Source organism: Streptococcus mitis (assembly GCF_009496155.1).
In the GTDB taxonomy this organism is placed as follows: domain Bacteria; phylum Bacillota; class Bacilli; order Lactobacillales; family Streptococcaceae; genus Streptococcus; species Streptococcus mitis_BQ.
The window spans coordinates 57,598-69,593 of sequence record NZ_WIJP01000004.1; the positions used below are offsets into that span (position 1 = coordinate 57,598).

Consider the following 11,996-nt stretch of genomic DNA (forward strand, 5'->3'; position numbering starts at 1 on the left):
ATAAATTGGAAGATGAATGAAACAATTAACTTCCATATAGAATTATGATATGAAAAACGAATGAGGTTCCTATACTTTTACAAACCTCATCAAATCCTTGCTAACCAAATATAAAAATGAAACTGTGATGCTAAAGGAGATTAGCTGATTGGAGAATATTGTTGGTAAAGAGGGTGAAAAAAATAAAAGAAAGATATATGAATAAATGAAAAATAATCAACGAATTATGCGTTTTGGTATAAAAAAACTAAGTATCGGAGTTGTGTCTGTTGCAGTTGGTTTTGCTTTTTTAGCACCGACAGGAATTTCTGCCAATGAAGGAAGTCCCGTTGTGAAAAACGAAACTCCTCTAGTAGTAAATGCAACGGATAGTTCCATAAAAGAAAACACTGATAAAAAACAGGAAATATCTATTACAGAGGAGAAAACTACAGCTGCTCAATCAACTCTAGAGACAAAAGAAGTTGTTGAAACTCAGAAAGAAAAAGCAGGAGAAGAATTATATCAAAAAGAATCTGCTGTGCCTCATGAGGAATTGAAGAAAGAGGAAATTCTAAAGGATGAGCCAAAAAATTCTCGACCAGTAACAGAGGCAGACTTTGTCAAAATTTCTAAAGGAGAACTCCATGTAGAGAAGGATCTTGTAGATAGTTCTTTATACGGTGGAAAATTTTTAGATCCTGATGGAGATGATGATCATGATGGAATAAAAAATAAGGATGAATTGTATATTTACAATAAAGATGGGAAAGACTATTTAGGTTACCATAGCCATCCATTACTAGCAGATAGTGATGGAGATGGATTAGAAGATGGGGAAGATGATAACAAGAAACAATGGTATGTCACAGATCGTGATTCCCTCCTTTTTATGGAGTTGGCTTATCGTGATGATGATTACATTGACAAAATTCTAGATCATAAAAATCCTTTTCCAAGTCTTTATCTTGATCGTCAAGAATATAAAATGATGCACAATGAGTTAGCCCCATTTTGGAAGATGAAAAAGGCTTATCATACAGCAAGTGGGATGGATGCTTTTTTGTTTGAAACTAAGAGTGATCTTCCTTATCTCAAAGATGGAACGGTGCATATGTTGGCTATACGTGGAACAAGACTGAATGATGCGAAAGATTTAAGTGCAGATTTTGTTTTGTTAGGAGGAAATAAACCAGCACAAGCGGATGATATCCGTAATGTTGTAAAAGAATTGGCGCAGGATTCCAGCATTACCAATCTGTATATGACAGGTCATTCTCTAGGAGGCTACTTAGCTCAAATAGCAGCAGTTGAAGCTTATCAAAAATATCCTACTTTTTATAATAATGTTTTGAAAAAAGTTACGACATTTAGCGCTCCTAAAGTAATTACTTCTCGAACTATTTGGAATGCTAAAAATGGTTTCTGGGATGTAGGGTTAGAAAGTCGTAAGTTGGCTTTATCTGGAAAAATAAAACATTATGTGGTCGATAATGATAATGTTGTGACATCTTTGATTCGTAATGATAATGATATTGTAACTTTTACAGGTAACTCTAGTTTCAAGCACCGTTCACGTGGTTATTTTGAAAGTAGAATGAACGCTATCCCGAATTTTAATATTGGAAAACGTGATACACTTGATAAACAGGGGTATCGTGATCAAAAATTGGACAAAGTTTATTTCTTTAAGAAAAAGGAAGTTCCCCTCTTGTCTACTCAACCTAGTTCAGAATCATTTGAAAACATAGCTCTAGGAAAACGAGTAACTCAAAGTTCGACAGCTTTTGGGGGAGATGCTAGAAGAGCGGTTGATGGGAAATTAGATGGGAATTACGGACATAACTCTGTCACTCATACAGATTTTCAATCAAAACCTTGGTGGCAAGTCGATTTAGACAAGGAAGAAACAATTCGTCAGATTAATATTTACAATCGAACAGATGCTGCTCAAGATAGACTGACTAATTTTAATGTGATTCTTTTGGATAGTTTTGGAAAAGAAATTGAAAGAAAGCGCATTGCATACTTGCGAGATAGTTTCGCTCAGATTTCAATTGATTATAAGAAAGCTCGTTTTGTACGCATTGAGTTAGATGGATATAATGTTCTCAGTCTTGCAGAAGTTCAGGTTTTTCGTGCTGAAAATATTGCTTGGAAAAAACAAGCACGTCAAAGCTCTACCGAATTTGGAGGAGATGCTAGTCGTGCCTTGGATGGCAACACCAATAGTAGTTATAGCCAGCAATCAATTACCCATACAAAATTTGAAAACCAGCCTTGGTGGGAAGTTGATTTAGGTCGTACAGAACAGGTAGGACTTGTTCGCCTTCATAATCGTGGGGATGGAGAACTTTCTAAACGTCTCTCAGACTTTGATGTAATTTTATATGATGAAAGAGGGCAAGAAGTTACTAGACAATATGTTTCTCGCTTAGAAGGAAGCAGTTTAGATCTCCAGTTGAATGGTAAACTAGGGCGCCGTGTTCGCATTCAATTGCGTCAAAAAAATCAAGCTCTCAGCCTTGCAGAAGTAGAAGTTTTTCGATTTGTAGCTAAAAATAATGTAACTACTCAAGTTTCTAAGCCTGTACAACTGTTAAACTACACTCCTGTAAAAGATAAAACCCTAACTATTCAACATAGTGGCGCTTATATTGCACGTTATTCAATATCGTGGGAAGAAGTTACAGTAGATAAAAATGGTCAATCAGTTGTCCGCAGTCGTTCTTGGGAAGGGAATGGACGCAATCAGATCGCAGGCTCTATCCTCAATCTCCCAATTAAGTCTAATATGCGCAATCTTCGAATTAAGATTGAAAAGAGAACAGGTCTTATCTGGAATAGATGGCAAACAATCTATGATAACAGACCTCTTCTCGCCCAACCACATCGAAAAATCACTCACTGGGGAACAACATTGAATTCTAAGGTGAGTGATGATGATGTCTTGTAATCTGACGATACAATGACAGTTAGTTTGTCTAATTTATAAGAAAGCACTAGCTGATCTTGAACAGAACTCAGCTAGTTCTCTGTGAGAGAACAAAATTAAACAGAAAGGGAGAGTGAGGTGTTCTAATTTGAACACGAGTAGCAATTCGTACCTATAAGATGCTTGGAACAGATGTGGTCGGAATGTCAACTGCTCCTGAAGTTATTGTTGTAGCCTACTCAGGTTTGAAACTTCTAGGAATTTTATTTATTACTAACTATACTACTGGTTTTAAAGAAGAGCTCAACCATGAAGAAGTGGTAGAAGTGACCGAACGTGTCAAAGGTGACTTCAAAGGCTTGCTAAAAGCCATTCTAGCTGAATTATAAAAGGGAAAATTGATGTCAAATTTAATGAATAATCCATTATTTCGTATCATTCGTGGAGTTTTTATAGTTGCTCTCCTAACTATTGTTTGGTTGATTATATTTTCTGCTATAGATACAAGTGGTAGTGAAATAGACTATGAACCGTTTCAAGGAGCATCTATCGTATTTGCAGTTTTAAGCTATATCATAATAGTCTTTCTATTTCAATACCATAAAGTTGTTAACTTAAAAGAGTTAATTAAATCCTCATACAGTGCAATTGAAATTAAAGAACAGTATGTGGAAAAGTTAATCGTACAACTTCGTGAATTGACCGATAAAATTGTTGACCATGAGTTAAAAATGTCTGTTAGGAAAAATGTTTCAGAATTGTTGGAAGAAAAAAAGTCTGTTAACAATTTTACAAACGATGAAAATCAAGCCAATCATTCAGAATCTAAGCGTAAATTTTATGGTGAATCTGGAAATACTTCAAAACACGAATACTCTACTAAAATGGAGGAGACGAAGAATAAAATTATTGAGGAAATTGAAAGAGATACAAGTGTTACCGCGGATCAAAGTATAAAGGATCTGATTGCTGAGATTAAGGAGTCAGAAGTGCTAGTTGCTAATCAAAAATTACACTATAATGAAATGGTATCGCAATACAACAAAGCAATTTACACTTTGCCATTTGCATTTTTAAGAACAACTTTAGGTCATTCAGAAAAAAATTATTTATAATATTTAACAAAATCACTCAGACTAAAATATAGTCAAAAAAAGTAAAACAAGGAAAGGTAGAGCATGTGTTCAGATTTGAACACAAGCGGAAATCTTTTCTAAAAAAATACTCACAGAAAGGATGGGTAAACCGTATTCACTGAACTGAATACGGGCGGAGAACTGTGTAAAAAAGATAAACTTCCTAGCATCATCGATGCGTCGTCAGTTTCCTATTTTTACTTTGTTCTCTGTCGATATCCTAAATATACAAAAAAGAAAGGTAGAGTGAGGTGTTCTAATTTGAACACGAGCGGAAAACTTGGAAAATAGATAATCTGACTGAGAAATCAGGATTTCTCGTCAGATTCCTAATTTTCAGTCGTTTTCTTGTCGCTCTTTGTATCATAAATTATGTCTATCCATATTGCTGCTCAGCAGGGTGAAATTGCTGATAAAATTCTTCTTCCTGGGGATCCTCTTCGTGCGAAATTTATCGCTGAGAACTTCCTTGAAGATGCTGTTTGTTTTAACGAAGTTCGTAATATGTTTGGTTACACTGGTACTTACAAGGGTCATCGTGTATCTGTCATGGGAACTGGGATGGGAATGCCATCTATTTCGATTTATGCGCGTGAGTTGATCGTTGACTACGGAGTAAAGAAATTGATCCGTGTGGGAACGGCGGGTTCTTTGAATGAAGATGTCCACGTTCGTGAATTGGTTTTGGCGCAGGCAGCTGCAACCAACTCCAACATCGTCCGTAATGACTGGCCACAGTACGATTTCCCACAAATCGCTAGCTTTGATTTGCTAGATAAGGCTTATCATATCGCCAAAGAACTTGGTATGACAACCCATGTTGGGAACGTTTTGTCTTCGGATGTCTTTTATTCAAACTACTTTGAAAAGAACATCGAGCTTGGTAAATGGGGAGTCAAGGCTGTGGAAATGGAAGCAGCAGCTCTTTACTATCTTGCTGCTCAACACCATGTTGATGCTTTAGCTATTATGACTATTTCAGATAGTTTGGTTAATCCAGATGAAGATACAACTGCAGAAGAACGTCAAAACACCTTCACTGATATGATGAAGGTTGGTTTGGAAACATTGATTGCAGACTAAAGGTAGGCTATATTCAGAATGATTTCTCTTGTTCTCAAAATGATAACTATCAACAATGAATCAATTCTGAAATAGGTAAGAATAAGGAAATTGAAGAAAGCCTAATTGTGTCAAAGGACCGAGACTAGTCAGTTTAATATCTAAATCATAATCAAATAAAGTTGGAAGCCAAATTGACAAGAAGTCAAGGCTTTCAACTTTTTAATACTCTTCGAAAATCAAATTCAAACCACGTCAGCGTCGCCTTACCGTACTCAAGTACAGCTTGCGGCTAGCTTCCTAGTTTGCTTTTTGATTTTCATTGAGTATAACTTGAAAATTCCTAGGAGTACAAAATGGATAAGATTGAACAATTACAAGGTATTATTGATCAAAGTCAGAGAATTGTCTTTTTCGGTGGTGCAGGGGTTTCTACAGAGTCTAATATTCCAGATTTTCGTAGTTCAGATGGTATATATAGTCTGAAACTAGGTCGCCATTTTACTGCCGAGCAACTGGTTTCACGCACTATGTTTGAGCGCTATCCAGAGGATTTTTTTGATTTCTACAAAAAGTATCTGGTCTATCCTGATGCCAAGCCGAATTTAGCACATGATTATCTAGCGTCGTTGGAAAAAACAGGTAAATTAAAGGCGATTGTGACGCAAAATATCGATAGCCTCCATGAAATGGCAGGATCTCATAAAGTTTTGAAACTGCATGGCAGTGCAGATCGTAATTATTGTTTGGGCTGTCATCGCTTTTATGATTTGACTGCCTTTTTGGAACTTGAAGGTCCAGTTCCCTACTGCTTAGATTGTGGCAAGGTGGTCAAACCTGACGTGACCCTTTATGAGGAAGCGCTAGATATGGATGTATTTAGTTGCGCAGCTCGAGCCATTCAGCAAGCAGATTTGTTGATTATTGGTGGCACTTCCTTAGTTGTTTACCCTGCAGCTAGCCTAATCAATTATTTTTCAGGGTCAAATCTTGTCGTTATCAACAAGTCCAGTACTCCTCAAGACAGCCAAGCTGATTTAGTTATAGAAGGTAAGATTGGAGAAGTTTTTTCTAAATTGAGACAATAACAAACTGAAAGAAGTAGGACTATACTTCCTTCAGTTTTTTTGTATCACGAACTCAGAAACTATGAACAAGATTCTCTTCATTTCTAGGGGAATTTTATTGTTGATTTATAAATTGCTCGAGTTATTTTTAATTGTTGAATAAAAGGAAAAAAGGAAGACTTTCTGGATGAAAAACTTCCTTTTTTAGTCAATCAATACATGCTGATTTTAATGAAATGCTACTATATTGTTTACTTTTTTAAAAATCGCAAAAAACAATCAATCTCTGCTTGAGAATGGAGAATATGCATCTTTTCTGGGTAAGTATTGTTTAAGTATTGGTATCTATCCTTAGCATTTTTTGTTCGACCATCCCAGAGAATCCAACGAATAAATTCCCAGTTGAATTGCTCGGGGCATCCCTTAGCCATACTTTCTCTCACTTTTCCTCTGTATTTTAAATAGCGCTTAAAGGCTCTTAGCAAACAATTCCAAGCAGAGAAATTTAAAAAGATGATCTGGTCAGCTTCCTGCATTCTTTCCTCGTAATAGCACCAAGAATAATTCCCATCAATGACCCAAGCTTCATGCTTGGTGAGAAAGCTTTTCATCTCGGTCAACATCCATTCGCGGTCACTGTCTTGCCAACCAGGTTGAAATTGGAGTGTGTCCATATGAAGTTTTGGGATGGAGTAGTAGAGAGATAACTTTTCAGCTAGCGTTGACTTACCAGCACCAGAATATCCGATAATTGCGATTTTCATTTTCTGCCCTTTCCTATTTGGAGACAAAAAAACAGCCTCTATGGACTGTTTCTTATTTAGCAAGTTTAGCTGAAAGACGAGCTTTATCGCGGCTTGCTTTGTTTTTGTGAATCAAACCTTTAGTTTCTGCTTTATCGATAGCTGAGCTAGCAGCACGGAAAAGTTCTTCAGATGGGTTTGCTTCGAAAGCTTTGATAGCAGTACGCATAGCTGATTTTTGAGCTGAGTTCTTTTCGTTTTGTTTAACGTTCAATTCAGCGCGTTTGATAGCTGATTTAATGTTTGCCAATGTTCTTACCTCCATATTTACTAACTATACCATTATATCTGAAAACTTACGTTTTGACAAGGGAAAATTATTTTTTTAAGTAAATTTCATCGATTTCATGGTTCTTTGTTTTATGAAGAATAACTTCTGCACGATTTCTGGTTGGTTCAATATAATTTTGTAAATTTGTGAGATTGATACTGGTCCAGACCTGATGAGCAAAGGCCTCCACTTCCCCAATCGGCATTTGAGTAAAACGATAGTAGTAGCTATCAGGGTCGTTTTGGGCCAGGCTCAGCATTTTCAAGAAACGATCGAGATACCAACTCTCAATATCATCTACTGAGGCATCAACATAGATTGAAAAGTCAAAGAAGTCAGTGATATAGAGACGCTCGTTTTGTGGATTTTGAAAGACGTTAATCCCCTCAACAATTACAAAGTCAGCTGCTTTGACGTTTTGTTTTTCCTCAAGAACGATGTCGTAGACTTCATGAGAATAGACAGGAATATCCACATCTTGTCCATTCTTGATGCGGTCCAAGAAGTTGAGAAGAGCTTCCATATCATAGCTTTCAGGAAATCCTTTACGATTTAAAATCCCTTGTTCAATCAAGGTCTGGTTAGGATAGAGAAAGCCATCAGTTGTTACTAGCTCAACCCTAGCATTTGTAAGCGTACGGGACAGTAAAATTTGAAGTAGGCGACTGGTTGTGGATTTTCCAACGGCAACACTACCAGAAACCCCAATGATAAAAGGCTGGGCTTTGCTTTCACGTTGAAGGAAAATTCCTTTTGAAAAGGCCAAATCATCCTTGGTACGCTTGTAAATCTGGATGAGATGGGCTAGGGGTAGATAGACATCGATAACATCTTGCAGACTAATCTGGTCATTAAAGCTTTTGATGGATTCTAATTCCTCTTCTGTCAAAGGAGGTGTTGTTTTTCGATGTAAAGATTGCCAAGTCTGGCGGCTGATTTTTTCAAAATGTAAAAATTCGTTTGTCATTTGTTTTCCCCTAGATATTTTGTCTATCATACCATAAAAAGCTAAAAAAATAAAGCGGTTTCTTGATGGTAGTAAGCTAATATAGTATAATAGAGGTAGATAGAGGTTGACCAATTTATAGATGAAGTAGGAGATAGTCGCTACTGATTTATAAGCTAATAAAGGGGAATTTTAGTTCACAACATATAGGAGGTGTACTATGAAAATCTTAAAACATTACATATTGGAACTCTGTTTTATTTTAAGTTTTGCACTACCTTTTATAAAAGGGGCGAATGCGGATAATGGTAGACGTTTTGTGGAAATCTATTACGGTTTTACTTTTTTGATGGAACATGCCATTGTAACAGCTGTCTTTATCTGTTCGCTCTTGATTGCTTTCTTCCTAAAAAAACGGTGGACGAAATGGCTTGCTGCTGGTAGTTATTTCTTCTTAGTTCTATGGATTGCTACAGAGGGTTATTTCTTCCGCATGTCGCTAGAAGATTTGATACGACTTTGGACAAGTTTGGAATTCCTGACAAAAACGTATCAGTTGGGCTTTTATCTAAACATCTTGTTGGGAATCCTGTTGATGATTAAGTATTTGAAGGTTAAGCAATAGTAATAATAAATACGCCCGATTATAGATGATAAACTTTTTGTTTTATCCTGACTATGATATTTCTGGTTCTAAATGCTTTATCATTCATCTATAAGTGTTGAAAGAGATTGAAGAAAAGGTTTTACTTACTAGCTTTCTTCAGTCTTTTTCATTTTGTTATCAATTTGTAAACGATTTACAATTTAAGTCAAATTATGGTAAAATAGTTTCATGAGTAAAATGTATTATGCAGAAAATCCTGATGCTGCTCACGACATTCATGAGTTGAGAGTGGAGTTGTTGGGAGAAAAAATGACCTTTTTGACGGATGCGGGTGTTTTTAGCAAGAAAATGGTTGACTTTGGAAGTCAACTATTGCTCAAGTGTCTTGAGGTCAATCAAGGAGAAACTGTCCTTGATGTAGGCTGTGGTTACGGGCCTTTGGGTTTGTCCTTAGCTAAGGCTTATGGAGTTCAGGCAACCATGGTTGATATCAATAATCGTGCCTTGGATTTGGCACGACAAAATGCTGAAAGAAATAAAGTAGAAGCGACGATTTTCCAGTCCAACATCTATGAACAAGTTGAAGGAAAATTTGACCATGTGATTTCCAATCCTCCTATCCGTGCGGGCAAGCAAGTGGTTCATGAAATCATTGAGAAAAGTAAAGATTTTTTGGAAACTGGTGGGGATTTAACAATCGTTATCCAGAAAAAACAAGGGGCTCCAAGTGCCAAATCCAAGATGGAAGAGGTGTTTGGCAATTGTGAAATCGTCAAAAAAGATAAGGGATACTATATCCTTAGAAGTGTGAAAGAATGAGAGCAGTTGATTTAATCCAAAAGAAACGAGACGGGCAAGAACTGACTTCAAGTGAAATTGAATGGCTAGTTGAAGGCTATGTGTCAGGAACTGTTCCTGATTATCAGATGTCTGCCTTTGCTATGGCTGTTTATTTCAAAGGAATGACGACTCGAGAAATCTCTGATTTGACCATGAAGATGGTCAAGACGGGGCAAGAGTTTGATTTATCAGCTATTGATGGGGTTAAGGTTGACAAGCATTCCACAGGTGGTGTTGGCGATAAGGTGACCTTGATTTTGGCTCCTCTTGTTGCAAGCTTTGGTGTTCCTGTGGCAAAAATGAGTGGTCGTGGTCTCGGCCATACTGGTGGGACAATTGATAAATTGGAGTCCATTAAGGGCTATCAAGTAGAACGTAGTCAAGAGGCTTTCATTAATCAAGTGCAGGATATTGGTGTATCTGTCATTGGGCAATCAGACCAGCTGGTCAAAGCAGATAAGCTTCTTTATGCCCTCCGTGATGTGACCGCAACTGTCGACACGATTCCTTTGATTGCGAGTTCTGTCATGAGCAAGAAAATCGCGGCAGGAGCGGATGCTATCTTGCTAGATGTGACTGTTGGAGAGGGTGCCTTCATGAAGACGGTTGATGAGGCACGTGAGCTGGCTCAAACCATGGTAGATCTTGGTAAGGCAGTTGGTCGAAAGACGGTAGCAGTGATTACGGATATGAGTCAGCCCTTGGGACGAGCGATTGGAAATCGCCTGGAAATCCTTGAAGCATTGGAGATTTTACAAGGTCAAGGCCGTCAGGATATTACCCACTTTATCTGTGAATTGGCTCAAATTATGCTTGGCCTGGCAAATGTAAACAAGACAGTTGAAGAAGTTCGCCAACATCTTGAAAATGGTCAAGCGCTGGCTAAGTTTGAGGATATGGTGCAAGCCCAAGGTGGAGACTTGAAAGACCTCTACCGTCCTGTTAATGTGGATCATGTAGTGGAAATCCCTGCTCAGGAAACGGGTATTATCTCAGCTCTTCCAGCTATGGAATTTGGGCTTTATGCTATGAGACTTGGGGCAGGCCGTGCAGTCAAATCTGATGACTTGGACTATGAAACTGGAATTGTTTTTGAAAAAAAGATTGGAGATTCCGTTCAAAAGGGAGAAATTGTTGCAAAAGTATACACAAATGGAAAAATTTCTCCTCAGCTAGTTACAGATTTTCAAAAATATGTTAAAATAAATGACAGGGTGAAAAGTTTACGAGAAATTATAGAAATTATCTCATAAACTACAGGAGAATCCGTATATGAAACTAAATAAATATATCGATCATACGCTTTTAAAGCAGGATGCGACAGGAAAACAAATTGATTGTTTGTTGTCTGAGGCTAGGAAGTATGATTTTGCCAGTGTTTGCGTTAATCCGACCTGGGTTGAACATGCTAAAAAAGGGCTTGAAGGAACAGATGTCAAGGTCTGTACAGTAGTAGGTTTCCCCTTGGGAGCAGCAACTTCAGCTGTGAAAGCATTTGAAACAAAAGATGCTATCCAAAATGGGGCTGATGAGATTGATATGGTGATCAATGTTGGAGCCCTCAAATCGGGTAATCTTGATTTGGTTGAATCTGATATTCGCGCAGTAGTAGAAGCAAGTGGTGACAAGTTAGTGAAAGTCATTATCGAAGCTTGCCTTCTGACAGACCAAGAAAAAGTTGTGGCTTGCCAATTAGCTCAAAAAGCTGGAGCTGATTTTGTTAAAACATCTACTGGCTTTTCAACTGGTGGTGCGACGGTAGCAGATGTTCAATTAATGCGTGAAACAGTTGGATCTGATATGGGAATCAAGGCTGCTGGTGGAGCTCGTTCTTATGCAGATGCTCTTGCCTTTGTTGAAGCAGGTGCGACCCGTATCGGAACGTCAGCTGGGGTAGCAATTTTAAAAGGAGAATTGGTAGATGGCGACTACTGAGTTGATTGAACTAGCAATTGAAACCAGCAAGAAAGCCTATGTACCCTATTTTCACTTTCCAGTCAGTGCTGTTCTAGTGGCAAAAGATGGTAGTATTTATACAGGTGTCAATATCGAGAATGCTAGTTATTCTTTGACCAACTGTGGAGAACGTACAGCAATTTTTAAAGCAGTTTCCGAAGGACAAAGAGAGTTTTCAGAATTGATTGTCTATGGACGGACTGAAAAACCAATTTCACCATGTGGTGCTTGTCGCCAAGTGATGGCTGAATTTTTTGAACAAAATCTAAAAGTGACCTTAGTCGCAAAAGATAAATCGACGGTCGAGATGACGGTCGGGGAGTTACTTCCATACTCTTTTACAGACTTAAACTAGTCTGAGCCACTTTCTGAGTGGCACGGTCCTTGTGACCAA

12 protein-coding genes and 1 pseudogene are annotated in these 11,996 nt (G+C 37.7%); 10 read left to right on the forward strand and 3 right to left on the reverse strand.

What is annotated here, in order from left to right; all coding sequences use genetic code 11:
* Positions 1 to 205 precede the first annotated feature (205 nt).
* From GEZ84_RS03400 to GEZ84_RS03420, 5 genes and pseudogenes are all read left to right on the forward strand, one after another.
* The gene (locus tag GEZ84_RS03400) at positions 206 to 2,935 is read left to right on the forward strand and encodes a thiol-activated cytolysin C-terminal domain-containing protein (RefSeq protein WP_153223489.1); all 2,730 of its coding nucleotides are present in this window, start codon (positions 206 to 208) and stop codon (positions 2,933 to 2,935) included.
* A gap of 131 nt (positions 2,936 to 3,066) precedes the next feature.
* Positions 3,067 to 3,303 (forward strand): annotated as a pseudogene (locus GEZ84_RS03405) (purine-nucleoside phosphorylase); the annotation flags it as partial.
* A gap of 12 nt (positions 3,304 to 3,315) precedes the next feature.
* The gene (locus tag GEZ84_RS03410) at positions 3,316 to 4,029 is read left to right on the forward strand and encodes a LemA family protein (RefSeq protein WP_153223491.1); all 714 of its coding nucleotides are present in this window, start codon (positions 3,316 to 3,318) and stop codon (positions 4,027 to 4,029) included.
* A gap of 393 nt (positions 4,030 to 4,422) precedes the next feature.
* Positions 4,423 to 5,133, forward strand: coding sequence for a purine-nucleoside phosphorylase (gene deoD / locus GEZ84_RS03415; protein WP_000022096.1), 711 nt, complete (start codon positions 4,423 to 4,425; stop codon positions 5,131 to 5,133).
* 335 nt (positions 5,134 to 5,468) lie between these two features.
* Positions 5,469 to 6,200 (forward strand): NAD-dependent protein deacylase, encoded by a 732-nt coding sequence (locus GEZ84_RS03420; protein ID WP_153223492.1) that lies wholly within the window; start codon positions 5,469 to 5,471, stop codon positions 6,198 to 6,200.
* A 230-nt stretch (positions 6,201 to 6,430) separates the two neighbouring features.
* On the opposite strand, the gene GEZ84_RS03425 is transcribed toward GEZ84_RS03420, so the two are convergent.
* The 3 genes from GEZ84_RS03425 to coaA form a co-directional block, all read right to left on the reverse strand.
* Positions 6,431 to 6,943, reverse strand: coding sequence for a DNA topology modulation protein (locus GEZ84_RS03425; protein WP_153223493.1), 513 nt, complete (start codon positions 6,941 to 6,943; stop codon positions 6,431 to 6,433).
* 52 nt (positions 6,944 to 6,995) lie between these two features.
* A complete protein-coding gene (gene rpsT, locus GEZ84_RS03430; protein ID WP_001274000.1) occupies positions 6,996 to 7,232 on the reverse strand; it encodes a 30S ribosomal protein S20 in 237 nt (78 codons plus the stop codon).
* A gap of 67 nt (positions 7,233 to 7,299) precedes the next feature.
* The gene (gene coaA / locus GEZ84_RS03435; RefSeq protein WP_153223494.1) at positions 7,300 to 8,220 is read right to left on the reverse strand and encodes a type I pantothenate kinase; all 921 of its coding nucleotides are present in this window, start codon (positions 8,218 to 8,220) and stop codon (positions 7,300 to 7,302) included.
* A 199-nt stretch (positions 8,221 to 8,419) separates the two neighbouring features.
* Here coaA and GEZ84_RS03440 point away from each other — a divergent pair, with 199 nt between their 5' ends.
* The 5 genes from GEZ84_RS03440 (at position 8,420) to GEZ84_RS03460 (ending at position 11,957) form a co-directional block, all read left to right on the forward strand.
* Positions 8,420 to 8,824, forward strand: coding sequence for a hypothetical protein (locus GEZ84_RS03440; protein ID WP_153223495.1), 405 nt, complete (start codon positions 8,420 to 8,422; stop codon positions 8,822 to 8,824).
* Positions 8,825 to 9,034: 210 nt separating this feature from the next.
* Positions 9,035 to 9,625 carry a class I SAM-dependent methyltransferase gene (locus tag GEZ84_RS03445; RefSeq protein ID WP_153223496.1) on the forward strand — a complete coding sequence of 197 codons (591 nt, stop codon included), beginning with the start codon at positions 9,035 to 9,037 and terminating at the stop codon, positions 9,623 to 9,625.
* Entirely contained in the window at positions 9,622 to 10,899 is a 1,278-nt protein-coding gene (locus GEZ84_RS03450) for a pyrimidine-nucleoside phosphorylase (RefSeq protein WP_153223497.1), read from the forward strand. Before GEZ84_RS03445 ends, GEZ84_RS03450 begins: the two co-directional genes overlap by 4 nt.
* A 19-nt stretch (positions 10,900 to 10,918) precedes the next feature.
* The gene (gene deoC, locus GEZ84_RS03455) at positions 10,919 to 11,581 is read left to right on the forward strand and encodes a deoxyribose-phosphate aldolase (RefSeq protein WP_153223498.1); all 663 of its coding nucleotides are present in this window, start codon (positions 10,919 to 10,921) and stop codon (positions 11,579 to 11,581) included.
* Positions 11,568 to 11,957 (forward strand): cytidine deaminase, encoded by a 390-nt coding sequence (locus GEZ84_RS03460; RefSeq protein ID WP_153223499.1) that lies wholly within the window; start codon positions 11,568 to 11,570, stop codon positions 11,955 to 11,957. The genes deoC and GEZ84_RS03460 overlap by 14 nt, the downstream gene beginning before the upstream one ends.
* Positions 11,958 to 11,996: the final 39 nt, after the last annotated feature.